This is a genomic window from Deltaproteobacteria bacterium, from assembly GCA_011375175.1.
Taxonomy (GTDB): domain Bacteria; phylum Desulfobacterota; class GWC2-55-46; order GWC2-55-46; family DRME01; genus DRME01.
On record DRME01000091.1, the window covers coordinates 1 to 18,066 of the forward strand.

At 64.2% G+C, this 18,066-nt stretch carries 17 protein-coding genes; 13 read left to right on the top strand and 4 right to left on the bottom strand.

Going from position 1 to position 18,066, the window contains the following annotated elements:
* Positions 1–242: 242 nt before the first annotated feature.
* The 13 genes from nuoE (at position 243) to ispE (ending at position 14,252) form a co-directional block, all read left to right on the top strand.
* Complete coding sequence (gene nuoE / locus ENJ37_07835; protein HHL40401.1) at positions 243–710, top strand: NADH-quinone oxidoreductase subunit NuoE; 468 nt, start codon at positions 243–245, stop codon at positions 708–710.
* A 15-nt stretch (positions 711–725) separates the two neighbouring features.
* A complete protein-coding gene (nuoF, locus tag ENJ37_07840) occupies positions 726–1,988 on the top strand; it encodes an NADH oxidoreductase (quinone) subunit F (protein ID HHL40402.1) in 1,263 nt (420 codons plus the stop codon).
* A gap of 30 nt (positions 1,989–2,018) precedes the next feature.
* A complete protein-coding gene (gene nuoG / locus ENJ37_07845; protein ID HHL40403.1) occupies positions 2,019–4,451 on the top strand; it encodes an NADH dehydrogenase (quinone) subunit G in 2,433 nt (810 codons plus the stop codon).
* Between the two features lie 297 nt (positions 4,452–4,748).
* Positions 4,749–5,219: a cyclic nucleotide-binding domain-containing protein gene (locus ENJ37_07850; protein ID HHL40404.1), complete on the top strand. Its 471-nt coding sequence runs from the start codon at positions 4,749–4,751 to the stop codon at positions 5,217–5,219.
* 51 nt (positions 5,220–5,270) lie between these two features.
* Complete coding sequence (gene nuoH / locus ENJ37_07855; protein HHL40405.1) at positions 5,271–6,281, top strand: NADH-quinone oxidoreductase subunit NuoH; 1,011 nt, start codon at positions 5,271–5,273, stop codon at positions 6,279–6,281.
* A 37-nt stretch (positions 6,282–6,318) separates the two neighbouring features.
* Positions 6,319–6,903 carry an NADH-quinone oxidoreductase subunit I gene (locus ENJ37_07860; protein ID HHL40406.1) on the top strand — a complete coding sequence of 195 codons (585 nt, stop codon included), beginning with the start codon at positions 6,319–6,321 and terminating at the stop codon, positions 6,901–6,903.
* Between the two features lie 53 nt (positions 6,904–6,956).
* A complete protein-coding gene (locus ENJ37_07865; GenBank protein ID HHL40407.1) occupies positions 6,957–7,478 on the top strand; it encodes an NADH-quinone oxidoreductase subunit J in 522 nt (173 codons plus the stop codon).
* A gap of 5 nt (positions 7,479–7,483) precedes the next feature.
* On the top strand, positions 7,484–7,792 hold the full coding sequence (gene nuoK / locus ENJ37_07870) for an NADH-quinone oxidoreductase subunit NuoK (protein ID HHL40408.1): 309 nt from the start codon (positions 7,484–7,486) through the stop codon (positions 7,790–7,792).
* Between the two features lie 201 nt (positions 7,793–7,993).
* On the top strand, positions 7,994–9,871 hold the full coding sequence (locus tag ENJ37_07875) for an NADH-quinone oxidoreductase subunit L (GenBank protein ID HHL40409.1): 1,878 nt from the start codon (positions 7,994–7,996) through the stop codon (positions 9,869–9,871).
* A 4-nt stretch (positions 9,872–9,875) separates the two neighbouring features.
* A complete protein-coding gene (locus ENJ37_07880; protein ID HHL40410.1) occupies positions 9,876–11,426 on the top strand; it encodes an NADH-quinone oxidoreductase subunit M in 1,551 nt (516 codons plus the stop codon).
* A gap of 31 nt (positions 11,427–11,457) precedes the next feature.
* Complete coding sequence (locus ENJ37_07885; GenBank protein HHL40411.1) at positions 11,458–12,891, top strand: NADH-quinone oxidoreductase subunit N; 1,434 nt, start codon at positions 11,458–11,460, stop codon at positions 12,889–12,891.
* Between the two features lie 232 nt (positions 12,892–13,123).
* Complete coding sequence (locus tag ENJ37_07890; protein ID HHL40412.1) at positions 13,124–13,375, top strand: hypothetical protein; 252 nt, start codon at positions 13,124–13,126, stop codon at positions 13,373–13,375.
* 1 nt (position 13,376) lies between these two features.
* The gene (gene ispE, locus ENJ37_07895) at positions 13,377–14,252 is read left to right on the top strand and encodes a 4-(cytidine 5'-diphospho)-2-C-methyl-D-erythritol kinase (GenBank protein HHL40413.1); all 876 of its coding nucleotides are present in this window, start codon (positions 13,377–13,379) and stop codon (positions 14,250–14,252) included.
* A gap of 80 nt (positions 14,253–14,332) precedes the next feature.
* Here the strand turns inward: ispE and ENJ37_07900 are convergent, their stop codons facing one another.
* From ENJ37_07900 to ENJ37_07915, 4 genes are all read right to left on the bottom strand, one after another.
* Positions 14,333–15,730: a HAMP domain-containing histidine kinase gene (locus ENJ37_07900; GenBank protein HHL40414.1), complete on the bottom strand. Its 1,398-nt coding sequence runs from the start codon at positions 15,728–15,730 to the stop codon at positions 14,333–14,335.
* Positions 15,731–15,934: 204 nt separating this feature from the next.
* Complete coding sequence (locus ENJ37_07905; protein ID HHL40415.1) at positions 15,935–16,627, bottom strand: response regulator transcription factor; 693 nt, start codon at positions 16,625–16,627, stop codon at positions 15,935–15,937.
* 44 nt (positions 16,628–16,671) lie between these two features.
* The gene (locus tag ENJ37_07910) at positions 16,672–17,451 is read right to left on the bottom strand and encodes a hypothetical protein (GenBank protein HHL40416.1); all 780 of its coding nucleotides are present in this window, start codon (positions 17,449–17,451) and stop codon (positions 16,672–16,674) included.
* Between the two features lie 13 nt (positions 17,452–17,464).
* Positions 17,465–18,058 carry a hypothetical protein gene (locus ENJ37_07915; protein HHL40417.1) on the bottom strand — a complete coding sequence of 198 codons (594 nt, stop codon included), beginning with the start codon at positions 18,056–18,058 and terminating at the stop codon, positions 17,465–17,467.
* Positions 18,059–18,066: the final 8 nt, after the last annotated feature.

An 18,066-nucleotide genomic window follows, 5' to 3' on the forward strand; every position in this document is an offset into this window, starting at 1 on the left:
CTCTCAGGCCGTCCCCGATCGAAAAAGGGCGAGGGGCGAGGGGGGCAAGAGGGGGCTTTCCTCTCGGGCCGTCCCTGAAGGAAAAAAGGCGAGGGGCAAGGGGGCGTTTCCTCTCAGGTAGTCCCTGCGCCGTATTGAGCGAACGAAATGCAAGGAAACCATCCTGGGGGAAGAGGGGACTTTTCTTCTCGGGTAGTCCCTGCGGCACGAAAGTCAAGCCATCGGGAAGCGAATACGAAAAGATGTTTTCTCAAGAGATCGTAGAGCGCATAGAGGCGGCCACCAGGAAGTATCCCAACAGGAAGTCGGCCACCATGGAGGCCCTGCGCATAGCGCAGTCCGTCAAGGGGCACCTCGAGGAGGACGACATGCGCGAGGTGGCGCGGCTTCTCGGCGTCTCGCCCGTGGACGTGCTCCAGGTCGCGGCCTTCTACACCATGTACAACGTGCGCAGGCCCGTGGGCAGGTATCACATACAGGTCTGCCGCAACATATCGTGCTCGCTGCTCGGCGCCGAGCACCTCATCGGCCACATGGAGAGGAAACTCGACATAAAGCTCGGAGGCACCACGGCGGACGGCAAGTTCACGCTCACCACCGTCGAGTGTCTCGGCTCCTGCGGCACGGCGCCGGTCATGCAGATAAACGAGGACTACTACGAGAACCTCACGGCCGAGAAGATAGACGAGATACTGGCGGGTCTTGACTGACGCCGCCCTCTGCGCATGGAAAAGGTACTGCTCAGGAACATAGACAAGCCCGAGGCCTTCAAGCTCGAGAACTACCGCCGCGGCGGCGGTTACGAGGCGCTCAGGAAGGCCCTCGAGATAAGGCCCGAGACGATCATCCAGATGGTCAAGGACTCGGGGCTTCGCGGACGCGGAGGGGCCGGTTTCTCGACGGGGCTGAAGTGGAGCTTCATCCCCAAGGACCCGACCATCCCCAAGTACCTCTGCTGCAATGCCGACGAGGGCGAGCCCGGCACCTTCAAGGACCGGGGGATCATCGACAACGACCCTCACCTGCTGCTCGAGGGGATGATCATATCAAGCTACGCCATCGGCGCCTCCAACGCGTACATCTATATCCGGGGCGAGTTCGCCTTCGGGGCGCGAAGGCTCGAAGAGGCCATAAAGGAGGCCTACGAAGCGGGGTTTCTCGGCGAGAACATACTGGGCTCGGGCTTCTCGCTCGACATGTACGTCCACCGCGGCTTCGGCGCCTACATATGCGGCGAGGAGACGGCCCTTCTCGAATCGATCGAGGGACTGCGCGGCCAGCCGCGCATAAAGCCGCCCTTTCCGGCTCTGGCCGGCCTCTACGGAAAGCCCACGGTCATAAACAACGTCGAGACCCTTTCGTGCATACCGGCCATAATCGACAAGGGCGCCCAGTGGTTCGCCTCCATAGGTCCCGAGAAGAGTCCGGGTCCCAAGATATTCTGCGTGAGCGGCCACGTCAGAAGGCCCGGCCTCTACGAGCTGCCCATGGGCACCGTGCTGCGCGACCTCATCTACAACCACTGCGGCGGCGTGCCCGGCGACAGGAAGATAAAGGCCGTCATACCGGGGGGCGTGAGCGCTCCCATGCTCTCGTCCGAGGAGCTCGACACCCCTCTCGACTTCGACTCCCTGGCCGCCAAGAAGAGCATGCTCGGCTCCGGCGCCGTGGTGGTCATGGACGAGACCACCTGCATACCGAAGGTCTCGTACATAATAAACCGCTTCTTCAGCCACGAGTCCTGCGGCAAGTGCACGCCCTGCCGCGAGGGGACGGCGTGGCTTACGAGGATACTCGGGCGCATCGAGCATGGGAAGGGGCGTCCCGGAGACCTCGACGACCTCGACGCCATATGCGACGGCATATTCGGCCGCACCTTCTGTCCGCTCGGCGACGGAGCGGTCATGGCGCTTCGCGGAGCGCTCAAGCACTTCCGCCATGAGTTCGAGTATCACATCGAACACAAAAAATGCATGGTCTCCGCCTGACGGACGCCGCCGGGCGGAGCCGGGATATCGATGGTTACCGTAACGATAAACGGAAAAGAAGTCACGGTAGAGGATAACACCCTCATCCTCGATGCGGCCCGTCAGGCGGGCTTCGAGATACCGACCTTCTGCTACCAGGCCAACCTCTCGAGGCTCGGCTCGTGCAGGATGTGCCTTGTCGAGATCGAGGGGCAGCGCAAGCTCCAGCCCTCGTGCGTAACCCCCGTGCTCCACGGCATGAAGGTCAACACCGAGAGCGAGAACGTCCTCAAGGCCCGCTCCGACGTGCTCGAGTTCCTGCTCAGCAACCACGCCCTGGACTGCCCGGTCTGCGACAAGGGCGGCGAGTGCGAGCTCCAGGACATGGTCTTCAGGCACGGGCCCCACAGGGGCCGCCACCGCGAGGCCAAGTACCGCTTCCACGAAAAGGACTACGTCCTGAGCCCCGTCATCGTCAAGAACTCGAACCGCTGCGTCCACTGCATGCGCTGCGTGCGCGTCTGCAAGGAGGTGGTCGGCGTGGGCGTGCTCGGCTCCTTCGGCCGCGGCCAGACGCAGGAGGAGACGAGCTTCCTGCGCACCGAGCTCGACTGCGACCACTGCGGCAACTGCATAGAGGTCTGTCCCGTGGGCTGCTTCATGCGCAGGCCCTACCGCTACAAGGCGAGGCCCTGGGACCTCGAGACGGCCGTGAGCGTCTGCCCCTACTGCTCCACGGGGTGCAGGATCAAGATCCAGCAGCGCGACGGCGTGGTGCTGCGCTCGATGGCCGAGCGGGGCAAGGGCTTCAACGAAGAGAGCCTCTGCGCCCGCGGCCGCTTCGGATTCGATTTCACGGGCAGCGCCGAGAGACTCACCACCCCTCTTGTGCGGCGCGACGGCGAGCTCCGAAGGGCCGGGTGGGACGAGGCCCTCTCGGTCATAAAGGAGCGTTTCAGGCTCGGCTCCAGGGCCGCCGGCATCGCCTCGGCGAGGCTCACCAACGAGGAGCTCTACCTCTTCCAGAAGCTCATGCGCGGGGCGGTGGGCACGGCCAACGTGGATTCGGCGTCCAACAGGTGGAGCCCCCAGGCCGTCGAGGCCTTCGCCGACGTCACGGGCATGGCCGCAGGACACAGCCGGGTCTTCGACCTCCTCGACGCCGGGACCATACTGGTCGTGGGCTCCCACCTCTCGACCGAGAACCCCGTGACCGACTACAAGGTCCGCCGCTACGTGGAGACGCGCGACACGGCGCTCATAGTCGCCTCTTCGCGCTCCATGAAGCTTGACGGCTCGGCGAGCTTCGTTCTGCGCCACGAGCCGGCCGCCGAAGGGGAGCTGCTCGAGGGCCTCGCGGCCATTGGCGGGGGCGAAGGCCGGAGCGGGGCCGTCGCCGGCGTGGACGCCGACGCCCTCCGGGGGGCGGCCCGGGAGCTCTTCGGATCGCAGACCGTGGGGATCATAGCCGGCACGGAGTTTCTGCGCTGTCCGGAGAACATCAGGGGGCTCAAGGGACTCAAGGAGGCCCTTGCCGCCGGTGGGCGCAGGGTGCTGATCATGCCGGTCTTCGACAGGCCCAACCAGCGCGGCGCCTGGACCCTCGGCGTAACGCCAGGCCTCGGCCCCGGCTTCGTGAGCCTCGACGACGGCGCCCGCGGCGAGGACTCCATAATCGAAGCCGTGGCGGCGGGCAGGATAGACTCCCTCTACGTGGCGGGAAGCGACCTCGCCGCCGCCTACCCCGACGGCGCGGCGGTGCGCAAGGCCCTTGAAAAACTCGACATGCTCGTGGTCCAGGACATCTTCCTCACCGAGACGGCCCGCATGGCCCACGTGGTCCTTCCGGCCGCCTCGTTCGCCGAGAAGTGCGGCACCTTCACCAATCAGGAGGGCCGCATCCAGCGCCTTGAAAAGCTCGTGGACCCGCCGGGCGAGGCGAAAACGGACCTCGAGATAATCGCCGCCGTCGGCGAGATGATCTCGCCGGGCTTCGGCCCCGCAACGGCCGAGCGTGTGCGGGAGGAGATAGACAGCGAGGTCGAAGCCTACGGCTCCGCCACCGCCGACGAGCGGGGAGGACTCCTCGTGGCCGGTTCGGCGCAGGGGCTGCGCCCCGCCGACCACCCCGTCGTGGTCTCCCACGTGGAGGAGAAGGTCGACGCCGCCTTCCACTTCAAGCTCGTAACGGGCAACCACCTCTTCTTCTCGGGGACGCTTGCGCGCCGCTCGCCCGTGCTCAGAGGCCTGCTCGGCGAGCCCTACGTGGAGATAAACGAGGAAGACGCCGAGAGCCACGGCCTCAAGGCCGGCGACTTCGTGAAGGTCCACGGCAAGTACCACGAGGTGAAGCTCAAGGTGCGCACCACCCGCGGCTTCGCGCCGTCCGTGGCCTACATACCGGAGAACTTCGAGGAGCTCGAGATCAACCGTTTTTTCAGAAAGGGACACATGGTCCCGCGGGTCAACATAACGCGCGTGTAGAGGGCCGGCGGCCGGGGGAGCCGCTTTGACGCCGCATCCGCTTTGACGCCGCATCCGCCGGCCTCCCGTTGCGGCCCCGCAGGGGCGGGCCGGCGGCGAGGGGGCCGGTTCGACGCCCGTCGGCGCCTTCACCAACAGTAACGTCGAGCTCGGTAGCGAGCCGGCGGAAACGGACGAAGGGGCGCAAAAGGGGCGCGAAGGGGGCACACGAAGGGGGCAGGGGGGAGGGCCTCTCCGGGAGAGGGCTCCCGGGGCGGAGGACCACCGGCCTTTCCCAATCGGAAGGAGGCGACCGAAATGATAGACCCCAAGACTCTCAGGGACCTCCAGTTCTTCTCGGACCTCACCGACGAGGAGCTCGAGGTCATGGCCGGCATAGTCAACAAGAAGGACTTCAAGACCGGCGACGTCGTCTTCAAGGAGACAGAGTCGGGCACGTCGCTCTACATCATCAGGAAAGGCGAGGTCAAGGCCTGCAAGATGGCGCCCGACGGAGAGCTCCTGACGCTGACCATAATGAAGGACGGCGAGATATTCGGAGAGATGAGCTTTCTGGACGGCAGGCCCCGCTCGGCGACTATCGTCGCCATATCGGACGTGGAGACATACGTCATCGAGAAGGCCGACTTCGACACCATAGTAGACGAACACCCGAGGATAATCTACAAGATACTCAAGAACATCGTCTTCACGATCCACTCCATTGTGCGGGGCATGAACACCCGCTACATGGAGATGATAAACTACATGTGGGGCAGGAGAAGGTAGGCCTTGTTCGACTTCTTCGTAGGCGTAGACATCCTTCTCTTCGAGGTCAAGATGGTCCTTGTTGAAGTGCTGCTCATAGCCGTAAAGGTCGTCGTCGTCACGCTCATCCTCTTTGCGGCGCCGCTGCCGCTCACCTGGCTCGAGCGCAAGGTGGCCGGCCACATACAGGTGCGTCTCGGCCCTTATCGCGTGGGACCCCACGGCCTCCTCCAGCCCTTCGCCGACATGATAAAGCTCGTATTCAAGGAGGACATCGTCCCGGCCAGGGCCGACAGGTTCCTCTTCCTCGCGGCGCCGGTCGTCACCATGGTGCCGGCCTTCGCCGCCTTCGTGGCCATCCCCTTCGGCGAGACGTGGACCGTGCCCTTCGTGGGCCGCGAGGTCACGCTCTACATCTCGGACATGAACGTGGGCATACTGTACGTGCTCGCCATAGCGGGGCTCGGTATCTACGGCATAATCCTCGGCGGCTGGGCTTCGAACAGCAAGTACGCCCTCCTGGGGGGACTCCGCTCGGCGGCCCAGATGATAAGCTACGAGATCGCCCTGAGTTTCGCCTGCATAGGTGTCGTCATGATGGCCAACTCGCTGAGCCTGGTGGAGATAGTCAGGGCCCAGTCCGGCTCCTTCACCGACTGGAACGTCTTCTATCTCCCCGTCGGTCCGGTCTGGTTCTTCATATTCCTCACGGCCGGGCTCGCCGAGATAAACCGCATACCCTTCGACCTCCCCGAGGACGAGGGCACCCTTGCGGCGGGCTTCCACGTCGAGTACAGCGGCATGCGTTTTGCCCTGTTCATGCTCGCCGAGTACGTGGCCATGGTCTCCATCTCGGTGCTCGCCGTGCTGCTCTTTTTCGGCGGGTGGAACGCGCCGCTGCCGATCCCGCTTCCCCCCATAGTGTGGTTCCTCATAAAGGTGGTGGCCTTCATATACTTCTTCATGTGGGTGAGGTTCACTTTCCCGCGCTACCGTTACGACCAGCTCATGACCATCGGGTGGAAGGTGCTCATACCGCTTTCGCTCGTCAACATACTCGTAACCGGGCTCATGAGGATATGAGCTCCCGACTGCGACCGTAAAAGGTCCGTCCGCGCAAATGACTGACAGGAAGAGAAAAGAACAGGCCGGTGCCGGCGGCGTCGTAAAGAAGGCGCTTCTGCTCGATCTCCTCAAGGGGCTGCGGGTGACGCTGGGCTACAACGTCTCCAAGAGCATCACGCACCGCTATCCCGACGAGGAGAAGTGGATACCCTACAAGCGTTTCCGGGGCCGCCACACGCTCAACAGGACGCCCGACGGAAAGGAGCTCTGTGTAGCCTGCGAGCTCTGCGTCAAGGCCTGTCCCACGCGCTGCATAACGGTAGTGCCCATGGAGGACGACACGGGACGGGGCATAGCCGACAGGGTGCCCAAGGTCTGGCGGGTAGACCTGGTGAGGTGCCTTTTCTGCGGCTACTGCGAGGACGCCTGCCCCACGCGCGCCGTGCGGCTCGGCCGCGACTACGAGCTCGCCTGCTTCAGCCTCGAAGAGGCGGTGCGAAACCGCGAGGAGCTGCTTAAGCCGCAGGAGATACCCGAGGACTTCGAGGGCGGACTCATCGTCAAGGCGCGGCTCGAAAAGGGCGAGAAGGGGCCCCGCGTGAGACCGGACCTCACCAAGCAGAAGAGAAGGGCCTGGTAGGACGGCGGCCGCCCCCCCGCCGCAGCAATCAAGTAAGGACAGGTAGTCTGTAGATGGAACTCTTGTTTTTCATCGTCTTCGCGGCCCTGGCCGTGGCCTCGGCCCTCGGCGTGGTGCTCATGCGAAACCCCGTGTACAGCGCCGTCTCGCTCATAGTCTGCCTGCTGCAGATGGCGGCGCTCTTCGTGCTCCTGCGCTCGCCCTTCCTCGCCGCCGTGCAGGTCTTCATCTACGTGGGCGCCGTAATGGTTCTCTTCCTCTTCGTCGTGCTCTTTCTCGACGTGGGCAAGGAGAGCCGCAGCGTCTACATCCACGCCACGGGGCCCTGGGCCGTGCTGGGATACGCCGGTTACGCCGCGCTCACGGCCTTTCTCATAGGCTACGTGGCCCTTCGCGGAAGGCTCTCCGTCGCCCCGGGCGGCTACGACGAGCAGGCCCTCCTCGAGAACACGGAGGTCATGGGCAGGCTCCTCTACACGAAGTACATCTTCCCCTTCGAGGTCGTCTCGCTTCTGCTGCTCGTGGCGCTCGTGGGCGGCGTGGTGCTGGCCATGAAGGAAAGGGAGAAGGCGTAGGCCCTATGTTTACACTCACTCTGTCACACTACCTCGTACTGAGCCTCGTGCTCTTCTCCATCGGTGTCGCCGGCGTGCTGCTGCGCCGCAACATCATAATCGTGCTCATGAGCCTCGAGCTCATATTCAACTCGGTGAACATAAGCCTCGTCGCCTTCAGCCACTACCTCCAGGACATGTCCGGCAGGGTCTTCGTCGTATTCTCCATCACCGTGGCCGCCGCCGAGGTGGCCGTGGGCCTTGCCATACTGGTGCTCGTCTACAGGCGGCGCAACACGGTCTACGTCGAAGAGCTCGACGAGATGAGGAACTGACCGGCCCGCGAGGCGGGCCGGGCGGGCGGCCGCAACCGCTGTCTTCGCGGGGTCGCCCTCTCCGACGAGATGAGGAACTGGCCGGCCCGCGAGGCGGGCCGGGCGGGCAGGCGGGGCGGAAAGGCCGTCCGGCCATGACGATATCCCGGCCGCCGGAGCGGGCGGCCAGGGGAAGACGAACAGGCGGAACGGACAGGGATTATGAGTACATGGCTCTTGCTTCTCATACCACTCGCCTCGGCGGTGGTCATCACGCTTGTCACCAGGCCTAACAGGGACCTGAGCTCCTACATCTCCATCGGGGCCATAGGCGTCTGCCTGCTCATCGCCCTGCCCAAGCTCTTCTACATGATCGGCCATCCGCACATGACGCCCGTGGAGAGCTCCTTTACATGGCTCGACGTGGAGGGCCTCGTCGTCGAGATGGGCACCATCATCGACCCGCTGAGCATACTCATGCTCTTCATCGTAACCTTCGTGGGCTCGCTCATACACATCTACTCGAGGGGCTACATGGAGGGGGACCCGGGCTTTTCGAGGTTCTTCGCCTGCCTCTCGCTCTTCATCTTCGCCATGCTCGGCATCGTGCTGGCCAACAACTTCATCATGATCTTCGTCTTCTGGGAGCTCGTGGGCCTTGCGTCGTACCTCCTCATAGGCTACTACTACGAGAAGCCCTCGGCCGCCGATGCCGCCAAGAAGGCCTTTCTCGTGAACCGCGTCGGTGACTTCGGCTTCATCCTCGGCATAATCGTCCTCTTCTACGCCGCCGGCACCTTCAACTTCCTCGAGCTCGAGCACCTCATACACGAGGGGCACATCGACGACACCACGCTCCTCGTCTCGGCGCTGCTCATCTTCTGCGGCGCCGTGGGCAAGTCGGCCCAGATACCGCTCCACGTCTGGCTGCCCGACGCCATGGAGGGCCCCACGCCCGTCTCGGCTCTCATACACGCCGCCACCATGGTCGCCGCCGGCGTGTACATGCTCGCCCGCACGGCCTTCCTCTTCCACGCCGCGCCGGAGAGCGCATCGCTCGTCGTAGCCTACGTGGGCGGCGCCACGGCCCTCATGGCCGCGCTCATAGCGCTCGCCCAGGACGACATAAAGCGCATAATCGCCTTCTCGACGCTCAGCTCCCTCGGCTACATGGTGATGAGCGTTGGCCTCGGCGGCGTGGGCCCCGGCATGTTCTACCTCACGACCCACGCCTTCTTCAAGGCCCTGCTCTTTCTCGGCGCCGGCAGCGTCATCCACGCCTGTCACACGAACAACATATGGGAGATGGGGCGGCTCTGGCCCAAGATGAGGATAACGGCCGTCACCTTCCTGCTCGGCTCGCTCGCCATGATGGGAGTCTTCCCCTTCAGCGGCTTCTGGAGCAAGGACGAGATACTGGCCACGGCCTGGGACAACGACATCGTACTCTTCGGCGTCGGCGTGGCCACGGCCTTCTTTACGGCCGTCTTCATGACGAGGCTCATCGTCGTCACCTTCTTCGGCGACAAGCGCTACCACGGCCATCCCCACGAGTCCCCGCCGGTCATGACGGTGCCGCTCATGGTGCTCGCCTTCTTCGCCGTCACCGCCGGTTTCGTGGGGCTGCCGAGCCTGGACCCCAACTTCGGCACCTTCTTCGGGGGCCACGGCGGCGGTCACGCCGAGGGCGCGGCAGGCGGCCACCACTTCAACTTCCTCGTCGCCGGCCTCTCCACGGCGGCCGTCTTCGCGGGCATCGTCATCGGCTGGCTCGTCTACGTGAAGGAGACCGTGAGCCCCTCCATGCTCCAGACGCGCTACAGGGCCGTATACGACATGCTGGCCGCGCGCTTCTACTTCGACGACTTCTACGACAACGTGCTGGTGGCCGGGGTCTACAACGGCATCGCCAGGGTCTGCAACTTCCTGGAGGTCAACTTCATCATAAACTTCCTCGTGAACGGCACGGCCTACCTGACGAGGGAGACGGGCAAGGCCCTGCGACTCTCCATTACAGGGAAGACCCAGCACTACGCCTACATCATGGTCGGAGGGGCGCTCGTGCTGGCCTTCGTCTTCATAATCACCTTAGGAGTGTGAACAGGTGGAAGGTTTCCCCGTACTGTCTGCCATAATACTGACGCCGCTTCTGGCCTGTTGCGTCCTCATCTTCGTCGACGAGAAGAGGCTCTCGCTCATAAGGGGGGTGGCCGTGACGGCCACGTCCATAACACTGCTCCTCTCGCTCTGCCTCCTCTTCACCTACGACACCGCCGCCGGAGGCTTCCAGTTCGTCGAGCGCGTGGAGTGGATAAGATCGCTCGGCGTCTCCTACTACGTGGGTGTCGACGGCATAAGCCTCTCCATGGTGGTGCTCACGGCCTTCGTCATCTTCACCGGCGTCTTCGTCTCGTGGGTGGGCATCAAGAAGAGGGTGAAGGAGCACTACATATTCCTGCTCCTGCTCGTGGCCGGCGTCTTCGGCGTCTTCGTCTCGCTGGACCTACTCTTCTTCTACCTCTTCTACGAGCTCGCCGTCATACCCATGTATCCGCTCATCGGCATATGGGGGAGCGCCAACCGCGAGTACGCCACCATGAAGCTCACGCTGTACCTGAGCCTTGGCGCCGTCTTCGCGCTGCTCGGCATACTCTCGCTATACTTCACCGCCGGGGCCCAGACGGGCACCTACACCTTCGATATCCTGGCGCTGAGCAAGCTCCACTACGACGCCGGCTACCAGAAGATCGTCTATCTGCCCATACTCGTCGGCTTCGGCGTGCTCGTTCCGCTGGCGCCCTTCCACTCGTGGTCGCCCATAGGGCACGCGGCGGCGCCCTCGGCCGTCAGCATGCTCCATGCCGGCGTGCTCATGAAGCTCGGCGCATACGGCATAATCCACGTGGCCATGCGCATATTCCCCGAGGGCACCCAGTTCTGGATGCCCGTCGTCGCCGTGCTCTGCCTGGTGAACATCTTCTACGGCGGCATGGTGGCCATGCACCGCAGGGACATGAAGTTCATGATCGGCTACTCGTCGTCGAGCCACATGGGGTACGTTCTGCTCGGCCTGGCCACCCTCAACACCATCGGGCTCAACGGCGCCGTGCTCCTCATGTTCGCCCACGGCATAATGACGGCCCTGGCCTTCGCGCTCATCGGCTTCGTCTACGATCAGGCCCACACGCGCATGATCTACGACTTCTCGGGCCTGGCCAAGAGGCTGCCCTTCGTGGCCGTCGCCTTCGCCATCATGGGGTTCGCCTCCAGCGGACTGCCGGGCCTTGCCAACTTCGTCGCCGAGCTCATGGTCTTCATAGGCGCCTTCAAGGACTACCCGCTCCAGGCCGTGGTGGCCGTATTCGGCATAATCGTGACGGCCACCTACATGCTCAGGTGCCTGCGCGACGTCTTCTTCTGCGAGCCGCTGCCGGAGTGGGACAACCTGCGTGACGCGACGACGTTCGTGGAGAGGTTCCCCTACGTGGTGCTCATCGCCGTGCTGCTAATCGTCGGCTTTTATCCCTCGATCATCGTCGACGTCATAAACAGCGGCGTGGTGTCGCTGCTCGAGAACATAAACGCCGACGCCGGGGCCGTGGCCCAGGCCGCCTCGCACGGCGCAGCCGCCGCGGTCCACGGCGCCGGACATTAGGGAAACTCCGAAACGAGATATTCGAGAGGTCGTGGCTGAGATGGAAATGCACTTAGAGAGGACGGTTCCCGAGATACTCATGCTGGGGCTTGCCATGCTCCTGCTCGTCCTGGACCTGCTGCTGCCCAGGGGGACGCGCAAGATACTCGGGGTCATAGCCATAGCCGGTACGGCCGTGACGGGCATAAGCCTCTCGCTGCTGGGCAAGGGGCCGGCCCTTGCCGGCCTCTTCCTCGTGGACGACGTGGCGATCTTCTTCAAGTGGCTCTTCGTGGTCACGGCCGTCTTCATCTTCTACATGGCCATGAGCTACGAGGAGAGGATAAAGGCCTGGAAAGGCGAGTTCTACACGCTCATCGCCTTTGCCGTGCTGGCCATGATGCTGCTCGCCTCGTGCTCCGACCTCATAAGCTTCTACGTCTCGCTCGAGTTCATGGCCATCTGCCTCTACGTGCTCGCCGCCTTTGCAAAGGACGAGCGCAGGAGCGTGGAGGCCGGCCTCAAGTACCTCATAACCGGCGCGCTCGCCTCGGGCTTCCTCCTCTACGGCATGAGTTTTCTCTACGGCGCAACGGGCACGACGAGCTTTGCCGGCATGGCCGACGCCCTGAGGGGAGAGGCGGACGTGGGGGCCTATCTTCTCGTGGGGCTCGCCTTCACCATCATGGGCCTCACCTTTAAGATATCGTCCCTGCCCTTCCACGTCTGGGCCCCCGACGTATACCAGGGCTCGCCCGCCCCGGTGACGGCGCTCCTGGCCGCGGGCTCCAAGGCCGCGGGCTTCGTGGTCATGCTGCGCATCCTCTTGACGGCCCTCGGTCCGGTCAAGGCCGAGTGGGCGGCCTTCGTCGCCCTCCTTTCGGGCCTTACCATGATATTCGGCAACATGGCCGCCATGCCGCAAAAGGACATCAAGAGGCTCATCGCCTACGCGGGCATAGGTTCGGCTGGCTATCTGCTCATGGGTGTGGCCGCCGCCTCGACCCTCGGCGCCGGCGCCATAATGTTCTACCTGCTCGCCTACCTTTTCGGCATAGTCGGCGCCTTTCTCGTCATCATCATATTCTCCAACGCCGAGGGCACGGACAGCATCGAGGCCTACGCGGGCCTGAGCCGCAGGTCGCCGCTTCTGGCGGGCACGCTCTTCATCGCGCTCCTTTCGCTCGTGGGCGTGCCGCCCCTTGCCGGCTTCATCGCCAAGTTCTACCTCATAGCCGCGGCCGTCAAGGAGGGGCTCATCGTGCTGGCCATCGTGGGACTGGTCATGGCCATCGTCACCATGTACTATTTCCTGCTGGTCATAAAGAGCGTCTACCTGCGCGAGCCCACAAGCGACGAGCCCATAAGGCTCGACCCGGTCACCAGGGCCGTGCTCTATACGGTCAACGTGGCGACCCTCTTCCTCGGCATATACCCGGGGCCGGTGACCGACTGGGTGATGCTCATAGCGGGGGAGCTCTTCTGAGCCGAGGCCCCCGGTGGGGGCGACGGGGCGGCCGGCGACGTTGCGGTCAGTTGCGCCGGGGGAAACGCGGGCCTGTGGCCCTTCTACAGAAAGTTTCCCCCGGTTTTGAGAAAGGGCTCACGCAGCGGCGGTGCTTCAGTGGAACCCCGCTGCCTTTCGAGCCGCCTTTGCTCTTTCGGCCGTTCAAGGAAGCGGGCTTTTTCAGCCCAATTCATACAGAGGACGAGACGGGATGGGACACTTACACTGCAAGGTCAAGGGGCCGATAACGGAGAAGGTCGTGATCAAGGACCTCGTCGAGGTATGCCCCGAGGCGGTCGATATAATCAAGAAGCACCTGGGCGAGAACTGCCTCAGCTTTCCGGGGTCGCAGACTGAGACCATAGAGTTCCTGGCGGCCATGAACGACAGCCACCCCTACGCGCTGCTCGACGAGCTCAACGAGACCTGCAAGACGCCGCCGAAGAAGACGGGACACTTTTGATGTGACGGCCAGGACGTTCCTTTCACCGGCCAAGGTGAACCTCTTTCTGTACGTCATCGGGAAGAGGCCCGACGGCTTCCACGAGATACGCACGCTCATGCAGCCGCTTTCGCTGTGCGACGAGATTGCCGTCACGGTGGAGCGCGACGGCCGTGCCGTGAGTCTCGTGTGCGAGGGCCGCTACCGCGCGCCCACCGGTCCGGAAAACCTCGCCTGGCGCGCCGCCGAGCTGTTCATGGACCATACCGGCAGGGAGCGCTCGGTGCGGATCGCCATCAAGAAGCGCATACCCGTAGGCGCCGGCCTCGGCGGCGGAAGCTCGAACGCCGCCACGGTCCTCAAGGCGCTGAACTTCTTGAGCGGCGCGCCGCTGGGCAGGAAAGAGTTGCGCCGGCTCGGGGCCCGGCTCGGCTCGGACGTGCCCTTCTTTGTCGGCGACTCTCCGGCCCTGGCCACGGGGCGCGGCGAGATACTCGAGCCCTGCCGCCTGCCGGGCTACGCCTACCTGCTCATCAATCCCGGCTTCCATGTCTCCACGGCCCACATCTACGGACGGTGCGCGGCGGGCCGGAGCGGCCGGGGACCGGACAGGGACGCCGTCTCCGCCCTCGTCGACGCGCCCCACGGCATCGCCTCCATGCTCCACAACGACCTCGAAGAGGCCACAATGGCCGAGCACCCCGAGCTGGCCCGCTACAAGACCCTCCTATCCGAGCACGGCGCCCGGTGGGGGACCCTTATGTCGGGGAGCGGCCCCACGGTCTTCGGCATATTCCAGGACCGCGAGAGCAGGGACGCCGCCGCACTCGCCCTGCGCGGCGAGCTGGGCGACCACGGCAGGGTCATAGCCGCCGAGGGGCTCGGCGGACCGTTCTGAGAGGACGGCCGCTGGGGTGTGAAGGGGCGGCATCCGCGGAGCCCGGAGAGGGGGGCCGCGCCCGCTCCGGCGACGTATCCTTACGGCTCATCTCCTCCGCCCAGGGGCAGGATGATCCTGAATGTGGACCCCTTGCCCTCCGTGCTCTCGGCCTCGACGCTTCCGCCCATGGACTCGACGGCGGCTTTGACTATGGCCAGTCCCAGTCCGCTTCCGGGCAGCCTCCCCCTTGCGTTCCCGCCGCGGTAGAACCTGTCGAAGACCTTTTCGAGCTCGGCGGGGCTCATGCCCGTGCCCGTGTCCTCCACGGCGATCACGGCCCTGGAGCCGGAGCTTGAGACCCCTATTACGACACTCCCGCCCGGACGGTTGTACTTGACGGCGTTGTCCACCAGATTGGTGAGCGCCTCTGCAAGGCGGCGCGGGTCGGCCGTGACGACCACGTCGCCCTCGCCCCGCACGCTCAAGGATATGCGGCGGGCCGCTGCCGCCGGTTCGATGAGTCTCTTGATGTCGGCGGCGAGTTTGTCGAGACTCACGGGCCCGGTCCGGGGGGTGAAGCCCCCGCCTTCGAGCCGAAGGATGTCGATGATGCGGCTTATGGTCGCCGACAGGTGCGCCGTGGCGTCCGATATCTTCCGCAGCGTCTCCCTGTATTCCTCCTCCCCGCGCTCTCTGGCAAGGGCCACGTCGCAGCAGGTCTTTATGATAGAGGTCGGGGTCCTGAGCTCGTGGGAGGCCTCGGAGAGGAAGCGGCGCTGGCGCTCGAAGGATGCTTCGAGGCGGGCGATCATGGTGTTGAAGCTCTCGGCCAGCGGCGCGAGCTCCCCGGCGAGCCCTTCGGTGTCGAGTCTGTCGTGGAGGTTGCGCTCCGTTATCTCGCCTATGCGCGAGGTGAAGGTCCGCAGCGGCTTGAACGAGCGCAGGCTTATGAGCCAGACGCCGAGCGCCGAGACCACTCCCACGGCCGGTATGACCGCGAAGAGCGTCCCCGTGAATGACGCGAGCATTGCGAAGGCGTCCTCCAGAGGCTCGGTGGCCTGGATGGTCACGGTCCTCCCCGAAGCGAGGGCGAAGGACTGGACGAGCATACGGAGCCTCGTCTTGCCGGGGCCGGTGAGGTAGCTGTAGATGGGCTCGATGGAAGGGGCCGGCACGTCGAGCGCCGCCCCCACGGCGGTGAGCGAGGGGGAGGCCGCCACGATGCGGCCCCTCTCGTCGATTATCTGGTAGTAATGGCCCGAGAGCGGCACGGCGTACTCGCCCACCGCCGCCTCGGAGAGCTCCGTCTCTATGCGGCCCTCCTCCTCTTCGAGAAGCCCGGAGATCAGGACCATCTCCGAGTGGAGGTGGCCGTCCACCGAGCCGATGACGATGGCTTCGAGCTCGTGGCGCAGAAACAGGCCCAGCCCCGTGAGAAGAAAGGTGAAGACCAGGATCGACCAGGCAACGAGCCTTGCCCTTATTGTGGCGAACAACTCCGTCTCTCCTCTTTGTAAAAGGGTCACAGACCCCCGGTTCCCTCAGACTCCCTCAAAAAACTTTTGAAGCGAGTTGGTTTCCCCCTGTTTTGCCAGGCAAAACAGGGGGAAACCAACTCGTATCGAAAGTCTTTGAAGGGGGTCTGGGGGAAACTTTCTTCAGAAAGTTTCCCCCAGAGTAATTAAACCGCTCACGCGGCGTCAGGCCCTCTCCTGCCCGGCGTCGCCGGCCCTGAGCATGTAGCCTGCGCCCCTGACGGTGTGTATGAGCTTTTCCTGGCGGCCGCGGTCGATCTTGTTTCTCAGCCGGCTCACATAGACGTCGATGATGTTGGAGTCCATGTCGAAGTCCTCGCTGTAGATGTGCTCGGTTATGAAGGTCCGCGAGAGCACCCTGCCCGCGTTGTAGGCGAGGAGTTCGAGGATGGCGTATTCACGGGCCGAGAGCTTCAGCTCCTCGCCGTCAAGGCGCACGGAGCGGCTCGCCGTGTCCACCTCGAGCCCGCCTATCCGCAGAACGGACTCTTTCGCCTGCGCCGCTCTGCGAAGCAGCGAGCGAAGCCTGGCCAGCAGCTCTCCGAAGTCGAAGGGCTTTGTCAGGTAGTCGTCGGCGCCCGTGTCCAGCCCCGCTATCCTGTCTTCCACGCCGTCGCGTGCCGTGAGCAGGAGCACCGGCGTCTTTACGCCGGCGCGCCTTGCCCTGGCGAGCACTTCGAGGCCGTCGAGTCCCGGCAGCATGAGGTCGAGCACCACGACGTCGGCGGCGATGTTCTCCATCATGTAGAGTCCCTCCTCGCCGTCGTGGGCCGTCTCCACCGTGTACCCGGCGTCGACGAGCCCCTTTTCGATTACGGCCGCAAGCTCGCGCTCGTCTTCTATGAGTATGATCTTCATGGTCGTCGAAGGCTGGAGGGCTTCCGCGGAAGACCTCCGCCGGCTCACTCCTCGGGAAAGTACTTCTTGCCGTGGATCATGGACGAGAAGAGTCCCGTCCGCTCCCCGATCTCGTGGAAGACCAGCCCGCCTATGTGGGCCGTTAGGTAGAAGATGACGAACCAGAGTCCGAACTCGTGTATCTCTTCGGCCGCTTCCTCCACGGCCTCGAGGGCCTCTTCGCCGAGACCGGCCGTGAACCATGCGGCCGGCGCCATGTGAAGCTCCACGCCCGCAAGGGTAAGTCCCGTGAGGGCCTGGGCTGCGAGCACTACGAAGAGGGCCGTGTAGAAGAGTGAGGCCAGGGGGTTGTGTCCCCTTGAGAGCGGCGGCTCGCTTTTGAAGCCGCTCAGGTACCAGCGGACGTTGGCGGCCACGCCGCTCCACTGCTCCCCTGTTAGCGGCACTATGTCGCGCCACCGGGCGTACTCGTTGCCGAGAAAGGCCCAGGCGATGCGAAGCGTGAACGTAAAGACGAAGACGTAGCCCGTGTAGGCGTGCAACTGCTTTACGGGCCTTCGCAGCGCCTTTGCCACGCCGAGCGCCTCCATGGCCTCGTTGCCGAGCATGAGCAGCGCAAGCGTCAGGACGAGCAGGGCGTTGGTCCAGTGAAGCACCCTTGTCTGCCAGTCCCAGACATCCACCACAACACGCCTGTCCATTGTCGTTTTCTCTCTGTCCATCTTTGCTTGCCTCCCGTCTTCGGTCCCATCTTCCGAAGTCGCTTCCCGGCGGAGCCGGACGGTGGACCGTTCGGCTCCGCCCATGGACGCGGCGTCGAGCACGGTCTTTCCGTCTTCAGTCCTCGTCGTCGTGACGGTGCTCGTGGCGGATCGCGCCGTAGGCGCCGCCTCTCTTATAATACTTTTCCCGGCCTTTTACAACAGCGCCGTCTTCGGCGTCCACGTAGAGTTCCACCACCGAGCCGTCGTGGGCCCGAACCTTCACCTCGTAGCGGCCCCGCTCGAACTCGACCTTGATCACCTCGCCGGGGACCTCGGCCGTTGCGGCGGCAACGGCGTCGTCGAGGGAGAGACGCTTTCTTTCGACGACCGCGCCGTCGGCGGTGCTGACGTAGACTCTTTTGACCGAGCCGTCGGCGGTCCTTATCCTGACCTCGTAGACGTCGCCATCGAGCTCGGCCCCGATGACCTCGCCGGCCACCTCTGTGGAGGCCGTCTCGACGGCCCGGCTCAGGTCCACGGCCCCGGCGGCCGCCGCAGCGGTTGCGGCGAGCAGTGTCACGATGGCTGCTGTGCCGATTGTTCTCTTCATCTTCCTTTCCTCCTTTGTTCGATGTGTCGTCTCTGTTTCACTCCCGCGGGCGGCGCGGGAGTCCCTGCAGGGAGGCCTTTCCCCTGCGTCCTGATTCCAGTATAAGCGAGGAAGCATTAAAGGAA

What these genes read in the sequence shown, in the direction of transcription:
- nuoG (HHL40403.1), top strand. Translation starts at nt 2,019, where the DNA reads ATGGTTACCGTAACGATAAACGGAAAAGAAGTCACGGTAGAGGATAAC.
- nuoH (HHL40405.1), top strand. Translation starts at nt 5,271, where the DNA reads ATGGTCCTTGTTGAAGTGCTGCTCATAGCCGTAAAGGTCGTCGTCGTC.
- nuoK (HHL40408.1), top strand. Translation starts at nt 7,484, where the DNA reads ATGTTTACACTCACTCTGTCACACTACCTCGTACTGAGCCTCGTGCTC.
- nuoE (HHL40401.1), top strand. Translation starts at nt 243, where the DNA reads ATGTTTTCTCAAGAGATCGTAGAGCGCATAGAGGCGGCCACCAGGAAG.
- ENJ37_07865 (HHL40407.1), top strand. Translation starts at nt 6,957, where the DNA reads ATGGAACTCTTGTTTTTCATCGTCTTCGCGGCCCTGGCCGTGGCCTCG.
- ENJ37_07890 (HHL40412.1), top strand. Translation starts at nt 13,124, where the DNA reads ATGGGACACTTACACTGCAAGGTCAAGGGGCCGATAACGGAGAAGGTC.
- ENJ37_07915 (HHL40417.1), bottom strand. Translation starts at nt 18,058, where the DNA reads ATGCTTCCTCGCTTATACTGGAATCAGGACGCAGGGGAAAGGCCTCCC.
- ENJ37_07875 (HHL40409.1), top strand. Translation starts at nt 7,994, where the DNA reads ATGAGTACATGGCTCTTGCTTCTCATACCACTCGCCTCGGCGGTGGTC.
- ENJ37_07905 (HHL40415.1), bottom strand. Translation starts at nt 16,627, where the DNA reads ATGAAGATCATACTCATAGAAGACGAGCGCGAGCTTGCGGCCGTAATC.
- nuoF (HHL40402.1), top strand. Translation starts at nt 726, where the DNA reads ATGGAAAAGGTACTGCTCAGGAACATAGACAAGCCCGAGGCCTTCAAG.
- ENJ37_07860 (HHL40406.1), top strand. Translation starts at nt 6,319, where the DNA reads ATGACTGACAGGAAGAGAAAAGAACAGGCCGGTGCCGGCGGCGTCGTA.
- ENJ37_07850 (HHL40404.1), top strand. Translation starts at nt 4,749, where the DNA reads ATGATAGACCCCAAGACTCTCAGGGACCTCCAGTTCTTCTCGGACCTC.